Below are 22,707 nucleotides of genomic sequence, written 5' to 3' on the forward strand. Positions count from 1 at the left end.
CGACCATTAAAAATACATCATCAACAGACTGCCATTGAAAGATTCCGGGCTTGTTCGGATTAAACTTGTAATTTGCCATTTTAAAAAGATTATTTTGCTTAGGAGGATAGTTATAGTATGCAAGTATTTGTTATTGGAAATGGATTTGATCGTGCTCATGACTTACCGACTCAGTATACAGATTTTCGAAAATTTTTATTGAGTGAGAATCCTTCATTTATTCAGACGATCGAAAAGCTTACAACTAGTAACTTAGATGAGTTATGGCACAATTTTGAAGATGGACTAGGAAAATTAAATGGAGAGTTCATTAGTAGTGAAGCACTGGATGAACGTAATGAATTCAATGAAGAATTTGATTATCCGTCTTTAGACGATGGTCATATTACTAGATTTCTTATATCAAAATATTTTGACGATTTAAATAGATTAGACGCACTTGTAAAGAAATGGATCACTAGTGTGAATATTTCAAAGACAAAAGCACTTTGTAAATATTCCAGGGCTTTTAATAACCAATCGATTTTTATAAATTTCAATTACACATTAACTTTAGAAAACATTTATAAGATTCCGGAGAAAAATATATTACACATCCATGGTTCAGTGAATGATCAGCCAATTATGGGACATGGAAAAGATTTTAATCATCATGCTAAGGATCATTCTCCTAGAGATTCTAAACAAGAATATCTAGGATTCGATGGAGATCAAGTTATAAAATTTTTAGAAGCTTTTAACCAGGCAACTAATGATTTTTACCAGTCATCAACAAAGAATGTGAATGGATTTTTAAGTGTTCTAGAAGATTTTATAAGGTCCAATGGGGATGATGGTGAAATTGACTCTATTGTCGTTCTTGGTCATTCGCTGGGAGAGGCAGATCTTCCATATTTCCAAAAATTACTAAATATTTTAGATGGCGTAAAATGGAAAATTTCATACTTTAACGATAATGATTTTAAATTTAAGAAACACCAGTTAGAAAAAATTAAATGTCGAAAAGTGAAACTTTTTAAGGATGATAATACCGTGGAAGAAATATGAAATGAAAAAGGCTGACTTAACAGTATCTTTTGATATTGTATGAGAATAAGAAATTAAGTACAGATTTTTCCGTTTACCGGCATTTAGTGGAACAAGCCTCAATAAAAAAACGATGTAGACGAAGTTACCTACCAAAATTTTATTAAAAAAATGAAGATATCCGTTTTTAAACGAAAAAAGCTCTTTCCGAATATCAATTCAGAAAGAACTTTTCTTTTACTTGACGTGAACGTCAATTCGTTCGCTTAGGTTGGAATAGCTCTTACTTCCATTCCGCCGTGGTGAAACGGTGAAAATTAAGTGATAATTGGTCAAACGACTGGCTACTTTTGGTTATAGTTAAACTAGCTTGATGATGGGTTAAAAATCGCTGAATCATGTTTCAAGGAGAAAAAAGTTCTCGACACGTTAAGCAAGGAGGCACCAGCAATGACTGAGTATAACTACTTTTCCTCGTTAAGCCGTTGCGAGTTTTATTTGATGTGTACCAGGATGAATGGAATCCCTTTCAAATCGATGAGAATAAATTTGTGAAAATTGTTGATCAGCGAAAATCTGCGACGCATTTGCCAGGATGGGTTGATATCGGGATTGGTCCTAATGATGTTTTTTTAGCAAAACGAAGTGAGCTTGAAGCGCGAGGCAATTGGCTAACGGCAGCACAGTATCAGTTGGCGATAAGCGAAAAGCAAATTTTAGAGCCGACTTGGTTGGATAAATCAGAGATACAATTTGAATTAAGGCGTTCACTGGAAGTACATCAATGGGTGCCGCAAAATAGCGATTCAAAATCAACCTACCTAATTCCGGTTTTCTTACCGATAGGAACTATTGGGAAAGTTAAGACTATTTCATGGGATTTTGAAGGTACCGATGATAAACAATATTGGATGATGGAGATTGAGACCAGTGATGGCCGATGCTATGATGTCATGTATCCGGAACTTCTTGCAGCTTCTGTGGAACACAAGTGATGAAACGAAATGAATTTCTATTAATTCGCTAGTATAGTGAGGATAATAAATGAACGGGTTTAGAAAGGCTGACTAATGAGAATTTTAAATATTATTGATCATATCTTAGACAAAGATTCTGGCAACGTAGTCTTGTCGCAAAAAGAAATTCCAAAGGATAATCTGGAAGTTTCTAAGTATGTTGAAAAGGTTATTGAAAAACTTTTTAGAAGTGAATACTTAGAATTGGATTTACAGCGGATTCCAATGTTAGCACAGTTTTGGCAAGGCAGTGATGATTTTCAACAGAATACTGAAAAGTTTGCGCTGGATTATTTTGAAGCAATCAAGGTGCATGAAAAGATTCCTGGTGGAGACTTGTTATTCTTTAATGTTGAACTAGACGACTTAAGTCACGTGATTGGGATTGCAAAGTTAGACTATACGCAACGCTATATCCACAACGTTGAGTATGACGACGATGTTTTGGTCAACAATATCGTTAAGAATAATAGTATCTTGCCGTCACCGGGGCAAGGTGTCAAAAACATGATTTTAATTGATCAAGAGAAAGTCAAAATTCGCGAGCAGCAATATACTGGCGAAAGTGGTAAATGGCTGATGTCCAAGGACTTTCTGAATATTGCGGCGGTGCCAACAAAAGTTTCGACTGACGTTAAACAGATTAAGAAATCGATTCAAAAAATTTCTGAAAAGTATGATGATGCCGACGACTTTGCCGTGACCTCTAAAACCCAACAGGCGATTCACGATAGTCTCGAGAACGATGGCGTCATTGATAATGATTACATTGCCGACGTGGTCTTTGAGCAAAAAGAAGAAGCTAAAGCAGAGTTCAAAGACCAACTGGCAAAAAAGGCCATTGAACCAGTTGTGACAGTACCGAATGCCAACTATTTTGAAAAGAAATATGAGCGGCAAAAGATCAAACTGGATAATGGGATTGAAATCAATGTACCGATTAGTTTGTTGAAGAATCGGGATGCGATTGAGTTTGAGACGAATCCAGATGGGAGTACTTCGGTAGTTATTAAGAATGTGGGGAGCTTGAAGAGTAACTTTTAGGGCTTAGCTTGGTAAAAAATGGGCGATAAAATCATGGTAGTGGTGACTTTATCGACCATCTTTTGGTTAGGTTAAAATGCTATAATACAACAGTCAATTAACTTGGCGAAACGATACTTTGGAGGGTGGCTTTAGCTAAAATAATTGAGCTAAGCCACAACTGGATAAGGGGATTTGGATAAATGAAGAAAGCATTATTATCAGTCGCGGCGGTATTATTATTAACGCCGATGGTTATGACGGCACAACCAGTACAAGCCGCAAGTTGGCATAGTGGCGCGCCTAAAGCGATTCGGGGAAAATATCAGGCAAAGAAGCATAGCTCAGCGCAAGGATTTGGTGATATTTATCAAATCACGGCGCACACCTATACTTATGGGGCTTCTGGAATGCCAGGTTTTCAAGCAACAAAGTTACGTTACAAGAAGTTAAGCGCGCATACTTGGCGCTTACAAGGTAAAGTAAAAGCGAATCCGTCAGTGCACTTCAGTAAAATCGACGAAAAGATTTATCGTAAAGGTAAAAAGTTTGCCGCAACCGATTATGGGACTAAGTTTAGTAAACTGAGTTGGGCAACAAAAGTTTCAGCGTTTCATTAGGCGATTAAGCCCAAAATAATGGCCCCTACTTTCATCGGCAAAAGATGAAAGTAGGGGCCATTTGGTGTTTGATTTAATGTGTCGCGGCGTATTTAACCATTTCGGAGAATTCAACGGCTAAGTGCCATTTGTGACCGTTGATGATTTCAGTCGGGGTGCCACTTGGTAGGTAGGCGGCCAAGATTGCATCAAAGCCAGTCGCAGTTGGCCGAATTTGATGGTAAGCACGCCAGCCATAGCCTAAGGTGTCATCATCGCTCGTTAAGGCCACGTAGCCACCCATTTGGATTGGGTAAGTTGGATCAGGCGTGGTTGGTTTGAAATCACCAGTTTCAGGGTAGAGCGTCATTTCTGTTGGTTCACCAAAGCAGCCAAAGGTTTCGATAATGTGCTGACCGGTAATGGTGTTGCCGACTGAGTAGAAATGTTCTGGATTGATGATGGCGGCAAAGTCACTTTCAAGTTCGCTCCCCATAACTTTTTGTAGTTGTGGCATGGCTAAGCCTTCGACATGCATGATGACTTGGCCTTCTTGTAAATCTTGGTTGCCATTGGAGTTGGCAGCAACTTGTTTCCAGAAGGTATCTGAGGCAGCCAGTGGTGCTTTATATAAAGCTTTCATGTCAGCTAAATCAGCATATTTAGCTTTGGTGTCTAGTAAAAGTTGCTTTGCTTCTGCGTAAGGGAGTAAGTTAATGTCGATGGCACTAAGCGCGATATCGGCGCCGAGTGTTTTCATTTCTTGCAACACATGTTTGATGCGCCATTCTTGAACTTTAGCTAGTTCGTCTTGGGTTACGGGTGTGTTGTCGATGGTAATATCAATTTTTAAAGCTGTCATTGAAAAGGCCCCTTTCGGTATTGGCTGTGTTTTTGTTGTTGATAAGAGCTTATCAGGTTGATAGGGATTGGGGAACGACAATAATTGAAACTGTGTAGATTAATACTACAATGTGTAGAATAAGCAGTGCTGTTGGATGAAATCTTTTAGCCATTCTGTTGCGTAATTACCTATAGACAAAGGTGATGGAGGATGACGCATTGAGAAAACAGTTAAAGCAATTAGGCAGTAGCGAACGGCATACATTTCAAGGTGTTTTTAAAGGTGTTGGCTTCAAAAGTAGTTATCGTAATCACTATTTGCCAACACTTGTTTTGGAACAAATTACTTTTGAAGGTAAGATCATGACGAACCATCTGTGGTGTAACTATACCAGGCAATTCTCAAAGCTGGGGGTTTTAAAGATTGGTGATGTGGTACAGTTTGATGCACGGATAAAGCGATATACTAAGGGGTATAAAACAAGTTCTAAAAAGGTTGATTACGGGATTGAACGGCCAACTAAAGTTGTCTTACTTGAAGAGACTGAGACGCCCCGTTTGAGTCTACCCGATGCACTTACTGATAAAAATGCATTGATTGGGTATATCATGATGACAAATGAAGCCTATTATCTAGCAACCGGTCGGCCATATGACGAATGGTATGTTATGCAATTTAAGGCTTGGCGGGAGCGACAGGGGAATAAGGCAGATAACGACGCTTCATCAGAAAACGGATAATTAATGATGGTGGCCATAAAAACGCGATTAGTCACTTTTGGGTATTTAGAAATGATTTTATAGTAAATATTGAAAGAGGTCATTTAAGATGGATGAAAAAATAGCAATCAAATACTTAAACTTGCTGCCTTCATATGGGTACGCCTTAACCAATACTTCTGACTTTGACACGGTAGACTGGGCGGCCCAGCAGCATAAGACGGGCTACATTGACGAAAGAGATTTGAGCTTACATATAGATGACGATAAGCATACGGTAGTTTATGTCCGGCTAGCAACGCCAGCGGAGGTTAAAAAAGGGCGTAACGAAAATACTGCGCCTAATCCGGCTCAGTATATGACAGCTGATATGCTGAAGGTCCATCTTGATGCGACAGAAAGCTATACGGATAAAAAGCGTCATGCGCGTAAACCGATACCTAGCCTAAATCAGTATGAGCATATGCCTAAGCAAGATGAAAAGTCTCGTGAAATGGCCGAGGGACTTATGAAAATGATATCAGTTCTCAAATCTGGTTCACAGCAAACGGGCGAATCAGCAAAAGAGGATAAAGATGAATGAGGTAGATAATTAGTTATGACAGTCATTATCCGTTGCTTGAGTCGTATCACAAGATAAGGTCTGACTGCACGTTGCATGTGAAAGGTCGGCCGAATAACTTCGTGATTAATCTTATTGAGCAGCTTGCGACAGGCTTTAGTGTTAGTTCGATATTTTCAATTGTTGTGAAGATTGAAATGAATATAGCGTTAGTGGTTTTGTTTTGGATACCAGTCAATAGAGAAATGCGTTGTATGCTGAGACTAGTCAGTGTGCAATGCATTTTTTGTTGTATGTATTAATTTTTATAAAGTTAACGATAATTTGTTAGAAGTATCGACAGATCATGTCATTTTATTAGATAATAGTAACAACGCAATACATAGAGGAGGCATTACAATTTGGAGGAAACTAAATCAATTGAACCATTAATCGAGGTTAAACCAATTGTGGATGTGGTTCCTTATAATGTCGATTATGAAGAAGCGCTAGCAAAGAAAAGCAATGGCGATGAGCTTATCTTTGAATATCCAACTGTTTATGTTATTTCTGATAAACAGGCGGAACAAAAGCAAGCAAAAGTACCACAGTTTACCGTGTATGTAGGTGAGACCAGCAATATTGGGAAGCGGACACGCCAACATTTAGATGGAGATACTAAGGTTCGAGAAGATTGGAAAAAATTAAAAGATAGTCCTAACGCTGAGATGATGGTGGTTGGTGATCAATATTTTAATAAGTCACTGACGCTAGACATTGAAAATCGTTTAATGATGTACTTATTGAGTGTCGATAATATTCGGCACTTAAATAATCGTCGTACTAATCCACAGCGTAAATATTTTATGTCGGATCAATTTGATGAAATCTTTGCGGGTGTTTGGGATGCGTTAAGGGATAAAAAGCCTGAATTATTTCCAGCGCAAACGGACATTGAAAGTTCCGCAATTTTTAAAGCTTCACCGTTTCACGCGTTGAATGCAACGCAACTTGAGGGGAAAAGTGAGATTTTTAATCGTGTGGCGCATGTATTAAGTAATACCAAAAAGGTGGATAATCAAGAAGCTGCCGTTATCTTCATTGCAGGTCAAGCCGGGACTGGTAAGACAGTCTTACTTAGCAACCTTTTCAATGATTTGGTTAATAGTGAACTGACTAGTCATAAAGGGGTTAATTTATTAGTTAATCATGACCAACAATTAATTGTCTATAAACAGATTGCTAATAAACTAGGCTTAGATCGTGATAATAATGATGTGGTCTGCAAGCCAACACACTTTATCAATGAACATCAGAAGCCTGGGGTCAAGCCAGCCGATGTTATCTTAGTTGATGAAGCTCATTTATTATGGACGCATGGTAAACAAGCCTATCGTGGTCAGAATCAGTTACAAGATTTATTGAAATTAGCAAAAGTCGTTATTATTGTGTTTGATAAGTATCAGATTTTAACGACCGATGAGTATTTGGATAATGCCGCCATTAATCATTTAGAGAAAGTTGCCTCACGAACTGGGAATACGATTACGTTGAAAGACCAAGAACGAATGGTTGCAAATCCCGCGACAATTGACTGGTTACACAATCTAGCGATTAATCAAGAAGTAGCGCCGATACCAGCTGATGAGCAGTATGAATTAAAAGTTGCGCGAACACCGGCAGAAGTTTATCAACGGATTAAGGCTTTAGACCAAAATAAAGGGCAAGCACCGGCTAGTTTGGCCCGGATGTTAGCGACGTTTGACTGGAAATATGTTGATAAAAAGAAACCTAAAGATGGTAAAACGTGGAACGTTACTGTTGGTGATTGGCAATTACCTTGGAATCTACAAGTACCGGTCTCATCCAAACAAAAAAAGCGGAACAAAACGCTAGCTTGGGCTGAACAGCCACAAACGATTGATGAAATTGGATCGACGTATACGATTCAAGGATTTGACTTGAACTATGCGGGTTTAATTATTGGCCCGTCAGTGACTTATCGAGATGGTCGAATCGTCTTTGATCCAAGCGCTAGCATGAATAAGCGAGCCACTAATAATCGGACTTGGAAAGGTCAGAAGATTAATGTCGCTAAAGAATTATTGCGTAATGAATTGAATGTTTTGTTAACACGTGGGGTGCATGGCTTATATATCTATGCGGTGGATCAGCAATTGCAACATGCTTTATTAACGGCGGCAGGTCATGAACATATTTTGGGGGAAGTTTAAATGGATTATAAAGAAGTTGAACAAGCATTAATGGCCTTTCGAGATAAGAAAGGCTGGCAAAAGTATCATAATCTCAAGGATTTAGCGATTTCGCTTAACTTGGAAGCTAGTGAAGTTCTAGAAATCTTTCAATGGCAACCGAGTGATCATGAATTGAGTGACGTTGAACGTCAACATTTGGAAGAAGAATTGGCGGATACATTGATTTATACGTTTTATATGTGTGAAAAATTGCATGTTGATCCAATGGATATTGTGGCTAAGAAGATGAAATCTAACCAGTCACGGCATTGGGAGACTGAAGCGAAGTAAGACTAACAAGATAAAAAAGTTCAAGCAGTTCTCAGATACAATAAGCTATTATTGGTAGCGATTCGAGTTGTGTCAGAACGTTTTAGCAGCTGTTATCACTAGTTATAAGTGATAGCAGCTTTTTTTATTTTATGATGATAGCACGAAAGGTGATGTAGTTCGTTGATGCATAAGTTATCAGACAGCCATCAAAACGTAAGTAGGGAAGTTTTCCAAACGGAAGTGAAAAAATCTGAACTTTAATATTTGTAAGCGCTCACATAGACTTGTAAGTGAGGTAAGGAAAGATGACTAAAAGAACAGATAGAATAATTCATATTTTACTTCTTAGACCTAATGGAATGACAATTCATGAATTAAGCGAAAATTTCAATGTTTCGGATCGAACGATTCGAAATGAGATTAATACAATTAATTCAATTTTAAGGCGAAGTGGTCTTTCAGATATTTACCAAAATCGTGGCTTTATTCGGTTAAATCATGCTAAAGATGATTTGATGAAAATCAGGGAACTACGATTGTCAGGAGATGATGCGGATTACTACACGCCTAAGGAACGATTCGTCATTATTTTATTCGATATACTGACTGCTCACCAACCTATATTTGTTTATCAAGAGCAGGATAAACTGAGGGTTAGTAAAAGTACGATTGATGAAGATATGCGAATGTTACGAAAGTTTTTAAGCCGTTATGCGTTGCAAGTTATGACGAGTGTTAAGACTGGCATTTATATTCAAGGTTCTGAACGTTTAATACGGACAATGTTGGTCGATGTTATTACACAATATGGTGATTTATCACGGTTGATCAATCTAGACGCTAGCTATCAAGATACGATTGCTCAGAGCATTCAAAGCTTTATGCCAATGTCATTAATTAAAAAAGTTCGCTTAACTTATATCGACAAAATCCATGAAGTAGGCGTTAACGGCAACGCTGCTAATGACTATCAATTGATTTTACATTCTTGTATTTGGGTACGGCGCTTATTAATGAGTAATCAAATTGCGGCGGAAAGTCATGATAATTGGCAACCTGATGAAGGAAAAATCAAAGCATATATTACACAAACAATTAAAAAGTTTGAGCTTGAACATGTGGCTGAAGATGAGTTTCGTTATATTTACTTTGTGCTGAACAGCTTCAATTCAACTTTTGCAAGTACTACCAGTGGCTGGATTGAAACCCAATTGCTGACGACACAATTGGTAACTTACATGGAAGAAAAGCTTGAATTACCATTTTCTTCACAGGAAGACTTGTATGAAGGCCTTTATAACCATTTAACGAGTCTGGTTTATCGCATGCATGAGCAGATTCAATCGTACAACCCTTTAAAATCAATCATAAAGTCAAGTTATGCCGATATTTATCAATGTGTTTTTAAGTTTATGACCACTTATTTTCAGGAACAAGATATTACGATTTCTGATGATGAAATTTGCTATATTACAGTTTATTTTGGCACGGCTAAAATGCAGATTGAACGTGATCAAGAGTTGAAATATCGTGTGGCGGTAATTTGTAACTATGGATTAGCAACAGGCCATTTATTAGCTGCCGAACTAGAACATAAATTTAATATTGAAGTTTTAGCTGTATTAAGTATGTCAGATATTCAAGTTTTGGCGAAACTTTCGATTGATTTTGTGATTAAGACGATTCAAGTAGATACTGGTCAGATTCCAAGTATCAAGTTACCACCAATTCCGCAAGAGAGTGACTATCTAGTATTAAAAAATTATTTAAATAAAAACAAGGCAGCCAAGCGTGCTGGTCAAATAAATTCTACGAACTTATTTGATGACGTACTGACATGTGTAGCCGATGTTTATCAGCATATTGATGCCGATTTAATCAAATCTTTGTCAGTCGTTTTCAAAAGTCATCATTTAATTGTTAATGAAAAGGAGGTGCAACCAATGTTAGCAGATTTGTTAACAGATGATCGTATTCAATTACGAAAATCAGTAAGTGATTGGAAAGAAGCTATCCAGTTGGCGGCACAACCGTTAATTGAAGATCAAGTTATTAATGAACAGTATGTGCATGCGATGTTGGAATCAGTTGTGAAATTTGGACCGTATATTGTCATTGGCCCAGGCTTAGCGCTAGCACATGCACGGCCAGAAGATGGTGCTAAAAAATTAGGTGTGAGTGTCTTAACGTTAGCGACGCCAGTGAAATTTGGGAACAAAGATAATGACCCGGTTTCATTAGTCTTCTGTTTATCGGCGATTAATAATTATTCACACCTAAATGTTATGAAAGCAATTGTAAGACTAGTTGCTGATCCTAATAAAATTACCGAGTTATCTCAGATAGACGAACTAGAAGCATTTAAACAAACATTATTTCAGCAAGAATTACAACGAAAGTAAAGAAAGGGCGTTTAAATAATCATGGCTAAAAAACTAAAGATTTACTTCATTTGTGGTGCCGGCTTAGGTAGCAGTCTTGCTTGTCAAATGACGGCAGAAGACGTGTTAAATCAACATGGATTAGATGAGTCAATGGAACATGAAGCTATTTCATCTACACCAGGATTACGGACGGATATTATTGTTTCCGCCGAAAATTTCAAACCACAATTTGAAAAATTTGATTTAGATCCGGCAATTAAATTTGTTTTTTTACACAATATTGTTGATCCACAAGAAATTGAAACCAAGTTACTTCCCGTTATTCATGAATTGGAAAATAAATGATTTGATTGCGAGGTAAAAGCAAATGGCAGTTATTAATTTTATTATTGAAAATATTTTAACGCAGGCTGCGATTACGATTGCCTTAATTGCAGCGCTTGGGTTAATTTTGCAGCGTAAGTCGATTGGAACTGTTCTTAGTGGCACGTTTAAAACATTGCTTGGTTTTGAAGTATTGTCCGCTGGGTCATCCATTATTACATCGAGTTTGACCTATTTCGGTAAGATTTTCTCACACGGATTCCATTTAAAAGGTGTGGTACCAAGTATTGAGGCTATCAACGGCCAAGCAATGAATCAATTGGGGTTGGGGAATGAGATTGCTTTGACCTTCTTAGGTATTTTCATTGTGAACATCATTATCGCACGTTTTTCACCATGGAAATATATTTTTCTTACTGGTCAGGCGCTGTTATGGATGGCAACAATGACGACAATTGGTGGTCATGCAGCTGGTTTATCCGGTTTCCCGAATATTGCTTTAGGCAGTGTAATCGGCGGGATCTTTGCAGTTGCGATGCCGGCTATTGCGCAACCGATTGTTCGTAAAATTACTGGTAACGATGCAATCGCTCTGGGACACTTTTGTACTGTTGGGTACATGGTGGAATCCGGTGCTGCTTGGCTATTCGGCGAACGTGGTGAAAAGAAACATTCACTAGAAGAGATGAAGTTACCAAAGAGCCTTGAGTTTATGCAAGATACGTACTTATCAGTCATGGTAGTAATGGTGCCATTGTATTTGATTACCGCAGCCTTTGCGGGTCCAAAATATGGTGCGATTGGGGCCAATGGTGTTAATTACATGATGTTTGCTTTCTTACAAGCCATTCAATTTGTCGTTGGGGTCTACGTTCTTCTTGCTGGGGTTCGGTTATTATTAGGTGAAATTGTACCAGCGTTCCGTGGGATTGCGATGAAGTTAGTGCCGAATTCTAAACCCGCACTTGATTGTCCGGTACTTTTCCCATATTCACCAAATGCGGTGATCGTTGGTTTTATTACAACAACCATTGGGACTGTGATTGGGATGTTCTTCTTCCCAGTCCTAGGGTTAGCAGTCATTTTACCTGGGATGTTAACGAACTTCTTTGCTGGTGGGACTGCAGGTATCTTTGGTAATGCTGTTGGTGGCCGTCGTGGTGCCATCATTGGTGGGATTGTGCATGGGTTATTTATCACGTTGCTACCAGCACTATTAGTAGGTGTTTTAACACATATGGGCTTTACTAATGCTTCTGCAACAGATTCAGATACGATTGTCTCGTGCTTAATATATGCCTGGTTTATCACGCCAATTTTGAAAGCGGTTTAAGGAGGGATAGCTATGTTTGGTTTATTTAAAAAGAAGCATGCTGAAAAAGTGTCACCTGTTGAAACAACACCGACTTTATCAACCGAAGAAACTGAACAGTTAAAAGTTGAATGCAAGACGTTGGTTGGTCAAGTAGATTCAATTACTGGTGATGACCGAATTAATATGTTGAATCATATCGGCATGATTAATGAAAAACTTGATCAGCTTGATGATGCTATTGCATATTTTGAAATGAGTTTGAAAGAAAAAGAACAATTTGGTGATGCTTACAACGGCTTATTACGTTTGTATGAAGAGAAGCGTAAGCAGGCGGCTTATGGCAAAGATGACGATGGCATTCAAAAATGGGTCACAAAAATGGATGATCTGATGAGTATTTCTAAACGAGTTCTTAAATCAAATTATTAAATTTTGGAGGAATTAAAAATGTATAAAACCTTAACACCAGTTTTAAAAGAAGCCGAACGCTTGGATTATACGGTAGGCGCGTTTAATGCCCATAACTTAGAAATGGTCCCAGCAATGATTAATGCAGCTCGTGACAGTGGTTCGGCAATTATTATTCAGACCAGTGTGTCAACTGCTCGCTATGTTGGTATGACTAACTTTGTCGCGGTTTGCAAGTCAATGGCAGAGTCTGAGACAGTCGATGTTGTCTTGCATTTAGACCATGCACGTGACCTGACAGATATTAAAGATGCAATTGATGCGGGGTATAGTTCAGTGATGTTTGATGGTTCACTACTACCTTTTAAAGAAAATATTGCGAAGACAAAACGTGTGATTGATTATGCTCACGAACATGGCGTTTCAGTAGAAGGTGAAATTGGTACGATTGGTGGTACTGAAGAAGGCTTTACAGTGGCTGAAGGTCAATATACTGATCCTAAAGATGCGATTGAATTTGTTAAAGAATGCAATGTTGATGCACTAGCAGTTGGGATTGGGACTCATCATGGACAATTTCAATCTAAGACAAAGCTGAACTTCCCATTACTTGAAGAAATTCATCATGCGATTGATAAGCCTTTAGTTGTTCATGGTGGTACAGGTGTTGATGAGAAAGATTATCATCGATTGACTGAAAATGGTATCCGTAAGTTCAACGTCGGGACCGAACTATTAGTGGCTTGGACACGAACTGCCCAAGAAAAATTTGGGGCTACTGAAGTGAATAATTCTTTACGGAATAATATTATGCCATGTAATAAAGTTGTTCATGATATTGTTGCCCATAAAATTGATTTGTTTATGAATAAAAACAGTGCTATTTCAGCGGTAACGGCATAGACACGATGAGAGATTCTGCTATGTGGAATCTCTTTTTATTTTAGGAGGTTTTCTTTTGAAAAAAACATTACTATTACTTGCTGGTGATCCAGGTACTGGTAAATCATATTTTGATCAAATGATTAGAAAACAAATTTCAGGATTTCACGAGTTGTCGATTGATGTTGAAAAAGAGTTTTTGTATGACAAATATGGATTTAATGATTTAGATGGGCGTGAAAAATTAGACTACGAAGCGCTACAATTGTATCTTGAAAAAGTTAAACTTGAAATGACACGTGGTCATTCAATAATTTCTGATTATCCATTCAGCAATAAACAATGGGGAACCTTAAAACGTTTGAGTGAGACTTATGACTACCAAGTGATCACGGTTGTATTAACTGCTGATTTCAATGTTTTATACGATCGACAGGTTAAGCGTGATTTAGATGAAAGCCGCCATTTGGGCCATTTAATGACACACTATCATAAAGGCGACAGGCTACAAGACCGGCGTCAAATTGAAGTTAATCCAACTAAGTCAGAACTGTCAGCCTTTCTAAAGTCAAAGAAATATGATGAATTTAAACTTGGTACGACTTTTAAGCTAGATGTTTCTGACTTTAAAAAGGTTGATTATCAGACAATAATTGATTCGATTGACACATTAGTCAGCGAAAAGTTTTTTCTAAGTGATTATATTGATCATACGTTATTAAGCCCAACTGCAACCAAGGCTGAAATTAAACAAGTCGTTATGGATGCTCAGAAGTTTGAATTCCATTCAGTAATGGTTAATCCATGTTGGGTTAAATATGTGCATGCGCTATTGAATGGGTTGCCAATTAAAACCGCAACAGTAATCGGATTCCCACTTGGGGCTAACACAATGGCAGTTAAGGTGTCAGAAGCAGAAGATGCGATTCAAAATGGTGCTGATGAGTTAGATATGGTGATGAATATTGGCATGTTTAAATCTGGCGATGAAGACTATGTTGGTGAAGAAATTGAACGAATTAAATTGATTGCGCATCGTCAACATAGAATTTTGAAGGTTATTATTGAGACCGCATTATTAACGGATGAAGAGAAAAAGGCTGCAGCTCGTCTGGTTTCTGCTAGGGGTGCTGACTTTATCAAAACTTCAACTGGTTTCTCGACTGGGGGTGCGACAATCAAAGATGTTGCGTTACTCAAAAAATACGTTACTGGGACAACCTTGGTTAAGGCTTCTGGTGGTATTCATAATCGACAAGAGGCAATGGCGATGATTGATAATGGTGCCGATCGATTGGGAACTAGTCAAAGTGTGGCTATTGTGACTGAACCATAAGTTTTTTTTGTGATTAATCTTTGAATAACGTCTAAAAGTGTCCGAGCTACTAATATGAACCGTAATGTATTAGAGATTATTTGAAAGTTGAAAGCTTATTTTGAATAGGTAAGTATAGAAGCAATTCGGTATATAAGCTGAATTGCTTTTTTATTAGTAACCTAAATTGGGCTTTTCAATCAGCATCAACCACCCAAATGACGTATAATGAAACTATTCTAACAAATCAAGGAGAATCTCATGGCAGAATTAACCCATTTTTACCAAACGTTCCAACCAGAACATTATGATATTTACCTAGATATTAACCGGGCGACTAAGACGTTTAGTGGTCAAACCAAGATTACCGGTGACGCACAAACAGCCGCCGTTTCAATCCATCAAAAGGACTTCACCGTTTCCGCTGTTCAAGCTGATGGACAAGACGTGCCATTCAAGTTAGACGCTGAAAACGATGCGATTCGCATTGACTTAGCTAAAGCTGGGAAGACCACGTTAGCAATCACTTACACGGCGCCATTAACTGACACGATGATGGGGATTTACCCATCTTATTACGAAGTTAACGGTGAAAAGAAGCAAATCATCGGGACGCAGTTCGAAACTAATGCTGCGCGGCAAGCGTTCCCATGTGTCGACGAACCAGAAGCCAAAGCCACGTTTGATTTAGCTATCAAGTTCGACGAACACGCCGATGAAACCATCATCAGCAACATGCCAGAAGTTAAGACCGAAAACGGCGTGCATTACTTTGATACGACCGTTAAAATGTCAACTTACCTAATTGCGTTTGCCTTTGGTGAACTCCAAAGTAAGTTAACGACCACTAAGAGTGGTGTGAAGGTCGGCGTCTTTGGCACCAAAGCCCACAAGGCTAATGAACTCGACTTTGCGTTAGACATTGCCAAACGTGCAATTGAATTTTATGAAGATTTCTATCAAACACCATATCCATTACCACATTCATGGCAGTTGGCCTTACCAGACTTTTCAGCCGGTGCGATGGAAAACTGGGGCTTAGTCACTTATCGGGAAGCTTACTTATTACTCGATCCTGACAACACTGCTTTAGATATGAAGCAACGGGTTGCAACGGTGATTGCCCACGAATTAGCCCATCAATGGTTCGGTGATTTGGTTACCATGAAGTGGTGGGATGATCTCTGGTTAAATGAAAGTTTTGCCAACATGATGGAATACGTCGCCACCGATGCCTTAGAACCTGATTGGCATATTTGGGAAACGTTCCAGACTTCTGAAGCCGCGGCGGCCTTACAACGCGATGCGACCGATGGTGTTCAATCAGTCCACGTTGAAGTTGAAAATCCCGCTGAAATCGATGCCTTATTCGATGGTGCGATTGTCTATGCTAAGGGTGCCCGGATGTTAGTTATGGCCCGGGCATTAGTTGGCGATGATGCTTTACGTCAAGGCTTGAAGGCTTACTTCAATGCCCATCAATATGGCAATGCTCAAGGTAAAGACTTGTGGGCAGCCTTAGGTGATGCTTCTGGGATGAACGTTGGGGCTATCATGAACTCGTGGCTGGAACAACCAGGCTATCCAGTTGTGACGGCTAGCGTAGTCGATGGTCAATTAACATTGAAACAACAACAATTCTTTATCGGTGAAGGCAAGGAAGTTGGCCGTCAATGGCAGATTCCGTTGAACAGCAATTACGACGCCGCACCTGAAATCATGGCTGATACGACCGTTGCCTTAGGCGACTATGCAGCATTACGGTCAGCAAACGGTAAACCTTTCCGCCTAAATGTTGGTAACAATTCACACTTTATCGTCAAATACGATCAAACGTTATTAGATGATATTTTGGCCAACTTAGACCAATTAAATGCGATCGACCAACTACAATTGTTGCAAGATTTACGTTTATTAGCCGAAGGTCGCCAAATTTCTTATGCCGCAATCGTGCCATTGTTGAGCCGTTTTGCTGCGAGTCATTCGACGGTGGTCAACGATGCGTTGTATCGTGTTGCCAGCGACTTGAAGAAGTTTGTGACCCCCGATTCAACTGAAGAAGCCGCTTTACGTCAATTATTTGATCAATTGAGCGCTGACCAAGTGACGCGCTTAGGCTGGGCACCACAAGCTGGTGAATCTAACGATGACCAATTAACGCGGCCATACGTTTTAAGTGCCGCTTTATATGCTAAGAATGCTAAGGCGATTGCGGATGCACATCAGTTATTTGTCGCGAACCGCGATTCATTAGCAACTTTACCAGCGGATACGCGGGTCTTCGTCTTACGTAACGAAGTGCAAAACTATGGTAGTGCCGACTTGTTCGACATGTTATTAACTGAATCTCGGCAAACGGCTGATGCGAGTTACAAAGCTGATATTTGTGCCGCTTTAACGAGTACGCAAGATGCCGCTTTAGTCGCTAAGCTGATTGAAAAATTTGAAGATGCCGATACGATCAAGCCTCAAGATTTACGAGCTTGGTTCCGTGGCGTTTTGGCTTCCAACGCAGGCCAACAAGCTGCTTGGGACTGGATTCGTAACGACTGGCAATGGCTAGAAGATACAGTTGGTGGCGACATGGAATTCACCACTTACATTACCGTGATTGCGGGGATCTTCCGGACAGCCAATCGTTTGGCCGAATTCAAAGCCTTCTTTGAACCTAAGCTCAACACGCCAGGATTAACCCGGGAAATCCAAATGGATACCAAGGTGATCACGAGCCGTGTTAGCTTGATTGAAGCCGAACAAGCTGCGGTGAACACTGCGATTGCCGAAGTTGTAAAATAATCTGTATTAAATGAATAAATGGGCCCCCTAGTTCAACAAACATGCTGAACTAGGGGGCCTATTTATTTGGTGGTGAAAAGTTGTCGTATGTTAGATATTAAGTGTGTCATAATGCTTGGTATTTAAAAAGTGAACCAAGTGAACACCAAACAAAATAAGATTAATAATCGTAAGGCATAACCGTAACTGTTCAAAAAGACGCTTTAATCGCGGATTTAGTTGCATTAATAATGACCACCCTTAGTGAATTTACTCAGATTATGATACAACCAAGTTATCTTTAAAATGAAAGTCGTAAGGCATAATCGTAATCGTTCAAAAAGACGCTTTAATCGTGGACTTAGTTGCATTAACAATGACCACCCTTGGTGAATTTACTCAGATTATGACACAACTAAATCATCTTTAAAATGAAAGTCATTGTCGAATGAGGTCAAAATACTTAAAATGAGAAGTAAAGAAAGACGGTGAACGAATGAATTTCAATTTAGACGATCAATATACGTTAAATTTCGGTAACTCGGCTGCACCGCATGACTTAATTGCCATCTTGAATCTAGGCTGTGTTGATACGCAAGCCTGGTGGTTACCCAATGAAGCCGATCTGTTTGCGGCCATCGATAATGGACAACTAAAGGCGCACTTTAAGTTTTGGAATAAGCAAAAGTCAACATTAGTCAACGGCAATATCGCCAATGGGTATCTCGATTATCAACATCCTGCACAGGCAATGGCATGGGCGAAACAAGTTTTCCACAATCAACAAGCCTTGCGCGACAGTACTGATGTGCCCAGCTATTTGGCCACAACGTACCCGGCAGTTAAACCATACGCCCAGGCCGATGCGGTTAAAAAGCAAATTGATGCGGAAGTGCTAGCGAACCAAATAACGAGTGTTCCGACGATTATTTTTGATGGTCACGCCGCTGATGAAGAAAATCTACAGTCAATCAAGCAATTGTTAGCCTAAGTCAAACCCTTGTCAGAACAGGCATGTATACCTATCAACCATAAGTTGATTGTCATTTTTTAAGAAAGTGCGTACGCTGGGGATAGTTAAACGAGGGGATGACGCAGATGCGATTACAGGACTTGTTAAAACAGCAACGACTACAAAATCATTACACCCAAGCTCAACTGGCACAACGGTTATTTGTGTCCACACAAGCGGTTTCGAAATGGGAACATGGGCAGTCGGTGCCAACGATCGATAACTTATTAGCTTTATCGGATCTATACAATTTATCGTTAGATGAGTTAGTGCAGGGGAGTCCGTTTTTCAAGAAGCCTTACGTTGTTGGTCATCGGTACCGGCGCAGTCGAGTGTTACTATTGTTGGGTGCTTGGCTGTTATTGAGCATCTTTTTAAGCGGGTTCGATTTTAAAAACTGGTCGATCCTGACGATGATCGTCGTATTTGGCTCGGGATACTTGATACCAATTTTAACGAATGACTATTGGGTGATTGAAGCAACTCAGCTAAAATGGCGTCATTATGGGAAAGGCTTTATTTTTAAGCAGCTATTGGAGCGGCAGCCAAAGCTTGAAACGATGGCGTACACTGAAATGGCACAAGCCACGATTTACTATCAAGTGCGGCAACGGGTGCAACCATTTGATTATGGCTCAGATGACTTTAAACTCATTATTACGGCTAAGGATGGGCGGCATTGGGCGTTAGAACTTGGGGCGCATGTCCAAGATTTCTTACCGCAGTTTGTAAACTATTTGGTCCGGCAAGGTGTCCCAGTCGCTGATGATGATGGTATCGTTGAGTTATTATTACGCGGTGACTCACTGTATAACCACTTTAATGCGGGGAAGCGTGGTGCGACAGGGTCAAACTAAAAGCCATCACTGGTGCTAACTTGGTTCAAGTTGGACTAGTGATGGCTTTGGTATTAATTGGATGTATTAAGCGTGTCACGGCGCGCGTCAATCAATAGCGCTAGTTCATCTAAATCAGCGACGGTCGCAGACTTCTTAATGAAATTTCGGGCTACTGAGCGCTTATTGAGGTACTGTTTTCGCGCCTTATTGGCATCATCCCATTTTTTATTGGCTTTGGTTCGAGCGGGCGTTAATTTTCCAGGCATACTGGTTCCTCCAAACGATAGTTTTACTTATTTTAGTCTAACATTGGCAGTACTTAAGAATACAGTTTAGTGACAATTTTAGATTATTGTTTGATTAGTTAGATTTTGGTGCTGAAATGGCAACTATTACACATGTAAACGTTCATTGAATTGAGGTTTAGCATCTGAAAGGAAGCCAGAATGGCAACAAAATTAATCATTCTACGCGGTAATGCGGATAGTAATAAAGCGGTATTGGCACACAAGTTACAAGATAAATTAGGACCGGCTAGTATGGTTATTTCTCAAGATGTCGTGCGCCAACAAATGTTGCACGTTCATGATTACCCGGGTAATCAAGCCATCGAATTGATTAAACAACTTGCGGATTTTGGCAATCATCAAGTCGAAGTTGTGATTGTCGAAGGGTGTTTAGTGAGTCAACGGTACCGCGCAATGATCGTCACATTGATGAAACGGTTTGAACAAGCGGTTGTGTATCGATTTGAAGACTGTTGTCAGGCGTGTGAACAGCCATCGAAACTAGCCTGGTTACCGTGGCGTCACACTACATATCCGCATGAGCAAGCCTTAGCAGATGGCTTAACATTGGATGAACAAATGAAGCGCGTTTTAACCGATTTACAACTTGCTTAGATGGAACTAGCAAACTTAAGATTTTGCGTTAGCGTTAGTTTTTGGTATACTACTTTTAAATCGTAATTATTACCATTTAAAAGCGAGAGGTATAATCATGGAAAAACAAGATTTAGCGACCGCGCGTCGTCAATTACGCAGTCGGAATATTAAGTCACGTAAACGGGCCTTAAAAGTCTTACACGATGCAAGACGTCAAGCCACTAAAGCTAAAGCATAAGTTACCAAATTGGTCACAGTAGGGATGATATCATCGCTGCTGTGACTTTTTTTGGTCAAATAGGCTTGTAAAATCTTAGTGAGTCTAGCTATAATTTAGAAGAGAAAACGCTGTTGTATCAAGGATGCAACGGGGCATTGCGGGGCCAAAAGTAGGCGGCAACGATTAATTGCGGCAAAAACGCTGGCCTGAGTCATAAAGGTGGGGTATTGTGAAAATTGTCATTGGGGTACAAATAAAAAAATATCGGGTTCACGCTGGTTGGTCACAACAAGAATTAGCCACGCAGTTGAATGTGACACGGCAAACGATTTCTAAGTGGGAATTGGATAAGAGTTATCCAGATTTGGAAAGCTTGGTTCGTTTGAGTGAGTTATTCGCCGTTTCAACGGATGACTTGCTTGGATTAAAGCGGACGGACGCCACGCCAGTCACAGAGAACAGACCAATTCGGTGGACCTGGTTTCATAGGGGGAGAAAATCAACGATGACTAAAAAAGTTAAATGGTATGCAGGTGGTCAAGAACGGGCCCAAGTTGCGGTTGGTTTGTTAGTTGGGTTAATTGAAAACTTGAATGCATCAAACGAACAACCACTGCGGGAATTATTGGCAAGCTACTATCAAGAACTGGTGGATCAACGTTCTGGTTCTAATCTATATGTTTTTGACCGGATGAACTTAGGTGTTTCACGGTGTATGCAAAAAAATGGCATCGTGCTAAGTGCGGATAATCGGCAACGTATGAATGATCTGTTAGCGTTAAATTATATCCATTATAGCTAATGATTTGGATGCAAAAAGGTAGCGACAACGCGTTTTGACGTTGTCGCTACCTTTTTTAATGTCAGTTTAGTTGTGACGCATTAAAGTAAATGAATACCAGCGGCTTCACATTTTTTAACCATTTCATCTGGCCAGAGTGCCGTTTGGACTTCACCGACGTGGGCTTTGCCAAGTAGCAACATGCATAAGCGTGATTGACCGATCCCACCACCAATGGTGAATGGCACGTCTTCGTTTAAGACCATTTGATGATAAGGTAAGTCTAAACGATCTTCGGCGTCAGCGAGTTTCAGCTGTTTCTTCATTGATTCAGCATCGACCCGAATCCCCATGCTAGAGATTTCAATGGCTTGGTCTAAAGGTTCATACCAGAACATGATATCACCGTTTAAGTCCCAGTCATCGTAGTCAGGGGCGCGGCCATCATGCCGTTTGCCACTGAGTAATTGACCACCAATCTTCATGATGAAGACACAACCAAGTTCTTTTGTAATCGCGTTTTCGCGTTCGCGTGGGGTCATGTCAGGATACTTGTCTTCTAATTCTTGTGTTGTGATGAAGTGAATTTCATCTGGTAAGTGGTGTACCGCTTGTGGGAACTTGTACCAAACTTCGTGTTCCATATGCTTGATCACTTTAAAGATTTGACGAACAGTCTTTTGAAGATAGTCAATGGTCCGATCTTCTCTAGCAATGACTTTTTCCCAATCCCATTGATCAACGTAAGCTGAATGGTAGTTGTCTAAGTCTTCGTCTTTACGAATGGCGTTCATGTTTGTATATAACCCTTCATGCATGCCAAAGCCGTAACGCTTCAATGCGACCCGTTTCCACTTTGCAAGTGAGTGAACGATTTCGATGGTCTCGTCACCCATGTCTTGCATGGTGAAGGAAACGGGCTTTTCAACGCCGTTCAAGTTATCGTTCAAGCCAGTTTTCTTTTCGACAAACATTGGGGCGGAGATCCGTGATAAGTTTAATTGCTTACCGAATTCTTCTTGGAACGTTTCGCGAATATAACGAATCGCGGTTTGGGTTTCACGAACAGACAATTTTGGATCGTATGATTCTGGAATAATTAAATGCATATCAACAAGCTCCTTTGGTTTTAAAAACCGGATGAAAAAAAGCCTTCCATCCCTTGAAATATCAAGGGACGAAAGGCTTTTTTCGCGGTACCACCCAAGTTGTTTATCTAAAATAAACCAGCTTTTATAGAGTACAAACATACTCCACCGATGATAACGTACC

General features: G+C 39.7%; 23 protein-coding genes. 20 read left to right on the top strand and 3 right to left on the bottom strand.

Annotated features, from left to right (window positions below):
* Nucleotides 1-117: 117 nt before the first annotated feature.
* The 4 genes from FFM75_RS06825 to FFM75_RS06840 all read left to right on the top strand — a co-directional run bounded on the left by FFM75_RS06825 (nucleotide 118) and on the right by FFM75_RS06840 (nucleotide 3,685).
* Nucleotides 118-1,047, top strand: a complete 930-nt coding sequence (locus FFM75_RS06825; protein WP_137628446.1) for a bacteriophage abortive infection AbiH family protein — start codon at nucleotides 118-120, stop codon at nucleotides 1,045-1,047.
* Nucleotides 1,048-1,577: 530 nt separating this feature from the next.
* Entirely contained in the window at nucleotides 1,578-2,021 is a 444-nt protein-coding gene (locus tag FFM75_RS06830; RefSeq protein WP_137628447.1) for a hypothetical protein, read from the top strand.
* 75 nt (nucleotides 2,022-2,096) lie between these two features.
* Nucleotides 2,097-3,086, top strand: a complete 990-nt coding sequence (locus FFM75_RS06835) for a nucleoid-associated protein (protein ID WP_137628448.1) — start codon at nucleotides 2,097-2,099, stop codon at nucleotides 3,084-3,086.
* Nucleotides 3,087-3,268: 182 nt separating this feature from the next.
* Nucleotides 3,269-3,685: a hypothetical protein gene (locus tag FFM75_RS06840; protein ID WP_137628449.1), complete on the top strand. Its 417-nt coding sequence runs from the start codon at nucleotides 3,269-3,271 to the stop codon at nucleotides 3,683-3,685.
* Nucleotides 3,686-3,758: 73 nt separating this feature from the next.
* On the opposite strand, the gene FFM75_RS06845 is transcribed toward FFM75_RS06840, so the two are convergent.
* Entirely contained in the window at nucleotides 3,759-4,526 is a 768-nt protein-coding gene (locus FFM75_RS06845; RefSeq protein ID WP_137628450.1) for a hypothetical protein, read from the bottom strand.
* Nucleotides 4,527-4,726: 200 nt separating this feature from the next.
* Here FFM75_RS06845 and FFM75_RS06850 point away from each other — a divergent pair, with 200 nt between their 5' ends.
* The 13 genes from FFM75_RS06850 (at nucleotide 4,727) to FFM75_RS06910 (ending at nucleotide 19,568) form a co-directional block, all read left to right on the top strand.
* Nucleotides 4,727-5,248 (top strand): sortase family protein, encoded by a 522-nt coding sequence (locus FFM75_RS06850; RefSeq protein WP_223876629.1) that lies wholly within the window; start codon nucleotides 4,727-4,729, stop codon nucleotides 5,246-5,248.
* An 88-nt stretch (nucleotides 5,249-5,336) separates the two neighbouring features.
* Nucleotides 5,337-5,810 (top strand): hypothetical protein, encoded by a 474-nt coding sequence (locus tag FFM75_RS06855; protein ID WP_137628452.1) that lies wholly within the window; start codon nucleotides 5,337-5,339, stop codon nucleotides 5,808-5,810.
* Between the two features lie 380 nt (nucleotides 5,811-6,190).
* Complete coding sequence (locus tag FFM75_RS06860) at nucleotides 6,191-8,002, top strand: DUF2075 domain-containing protein (RefSeq protein ID WP_223876630.1); 1,812 nt, start codon at nucleotides 6,191-6,193, stop codon at nucleotides 8,000-8,002.
* Nucleotides 8,003-8,314 carry a nucleotide pyrophosphohydrolase gene (locus FFM75_RS06865; protein ID WP_137628453.1) on the top strand — a complete coding sequence of 104 codons (312 nt, stop codon included), beginning with the start codon at nucleotides 8,003-8,005 and terminating at the stop codon, nucleotides 8,312-8,314.
* A 287-nt stretch (nucleotides 8,315-8,601) separates the two neighbouring features.
* Nucleotides 8,602-10,698: a BglG family transcription antiterminator gene (locus tag FFM75_RS06870; RefSeq protein WP_137628454.1), complete on the top strand. Its 2,097-nt coding sequence runs from the start codon at nucleotides 8,602-8,604 to the stop codon at nucleotides 10,696-10,698.
* Nucleotides 10,699-10,719: 21 nt separating this feature from the next.
* Nucleotides 10,720-11,025, top strand: coding sequence for a PTS sugar transporter subunit IIB (locus FFM75_RS06875; RefSeq protein WP_137628455.1), 306 nt, complete (start codon nucleotides 10,720-10,722; stop codon nucleotides 11,023-11,025).
* A gap of 22 nt (nucleotides 11,026-11,047) precedes the next feature.
* Nucleotides 11,048-12,337 carry a PTS sugar transporter subunit IIC gene (locus tag FFM75_RS06880; protein WP_137628456.1) on the top strand — a complete coding sequence of 430 codons (1,290 nt, stop codon included), beginning with the start codon at nucleotides 11,048-11,050 and terminating at the stop codon, nucleotides 12,335-12,337.
* A gap of 12 nt (nucleotides 12,338-12,349) precedes the next feature.
* Nucleotides 12,350-12,748, top strand: a complete 399-nt coding sequence (locus FFM75_RS06885) for a hypothetical protein (RefSeq protein ID WP_137628457.1) — start codon at nucleotides 12,350-12,352, stop codon at nucleotides 12,746-12,748.
* Nucleotides 12,749-12,766: 18 nt separating this feature from the next.
* Nucleotides 12,767-13,630: a class II fructose-bisphosphate aldolase gene (locus FFM75_RS06890; RefSeq protein WP_137628458.1), complete on the top strand. Its 864-nt coding sequence runs from the start codon at nucleotides 12,767-12,769 to the stop codon at nucleotides 13,628-13,630.
* 640 nt (nucleotides 13,631-14,270) lie between these two features.
* A complete protein-coding gene (gene deoC / locus FFM75_RS06895) occupies nucleotides 14,271-14,945 on the top strand; it encodes a deoxyribose-phosphate aldolase (protein ID WP_223876632.1) in 675 nt (224 codons plus the stop codon).
* A 240-nt stretch (nucleotides 14,946-15,185) separates the two neighbouring features.
* A complete protein-coding gene (locus FFM75_RS06900) occupies nucleotides 15,186-17,720 on the top strand; it encodes a M1 family metallopeptidase (protein WP_137628459.1) in 2,535 nt (844 codons plus the stop codon).
* Nucleotides 17,721-18,195: 475 nt separating this feature from the next.
* Nucleotides 18,196-18,690 carry a thioredoxin domain-containing protein gene (locus tag FFM75_RS06905; RefSeq protein ID WP_137628460.1) on the top strand — a complete coding sequence of 165 codons (495 nt, stop codon included), beginning with the start codon at nucleotides 18,196-18,198 and terminating at the stop codon, nucleotides 18,688-18,690.
* A gap of 107 nt (nucleotides 18,691-18,797) precedes the next feature.
* Nucleotides 18,798-19,568, top strand: coding sequence for a helix-turn-helix domain-containing protein (locus tag FFM75_RS06910; protein ID WP_171001451.1), 771 nt, complete (start codon nucleotides 18,798-18,800; stop codon nucleotides 19,566-19,568).
* A gap of 53 nt (nucleotides 19,569-19,621) precedes the next feature.
* Here FFM75_RS06910 and FFM75_RS06915 read toward each other — a convergent pair whose 3' ends face one another.
* Nucleotides 19,622-19,816 carry a hypothetical protein gene (locus tag FFM75_RS06915; protein WP_137628462.1) on the bottom strand — a complete coding sequence of 65 codons (195 nt, stop codon included), beginning with the start codon at nucleotides 19,814-19,816 and terminating at the stop codon, nucleotides 19,622-19,624.
* A gap of 180 nt (nucleotides 19,817-19,996) precedes the next feature.
* Here FFM75_RS06915 and FFM75_RS06920 point away from each other — a divergent pair, with 180 nt between their 5' ends.
* The 3 genes from FFM75_RS06920 (at nucleotide 19,997) to FFM75_RS06930 (ending at nucleotide 21,456) form a co-directional block, all read left to right on the top strand.
* Nucleotides 19,997-20,452, top strand: a complete 456-nt coding sequence (locus FFM75_RS06920; protein ID WP_137628463.1) for a P-loop NTPase family protein — start codon at nucleotides 19,997-19,999, stop codon at nucleotides 20,450-20,452.
* A 97-nt stretch (nucleotides 20,453-20,549) separates the two neighbouring features.
* A complete protein-coding gene (locus FFM75_RS06925) occupies nucleotides 20,550-20,672 on the top strand; it encodes a putative metal homeostasis protein (RefSeq protein ID WP_171001452.1) in 123 nt (40 codons plus the stop codon).
* Between the two features lie 211 nt (nucleotides 20,673-20,883).
* Complete coding sequence (locus tag FFM75_RS06930; protein ID WP_137628465.1) at nucleotides 20,884-21,456, top strand: helix-turn-helix domain-containing protein; 573 nt, start codon at nucleotides 20,884-20,886, stop codon at nucleotides 21,454-21,456.
* An 80-nt stretch (nucleotides 21,457-21,536) separates the two neighbouring features.
* Here FFM75_RS06930 and asnA read toward each other — a convergent pair whose 3' ends face one another.
* Nucleotides 21,537-22,544 (bottom strand): aspartate--ammonia ligase, encoded by a 1,008-nt coding sequence (asnA, locus tag FFM75_RS06935; RefSeq protein ID WP_137628466.1) that lies wholly within the window; start codon nucleotides 22,542-22,544, stop codon nucleotides 21,537-21,539.
* Between the last annotated feature and the right edge of the window lie 163 nt (nucleotides 22,545-22,707).

This window comes from Lactiplantibacillus daowaiensis (assembly GCF_005405085.1).
Lineage (GTDB): Bacteria > Bacillota > Bacilli > Lactobacillales > Lactobacillaceae > Lactiplantibacillus > Lactiplantibacillus daowaiensis.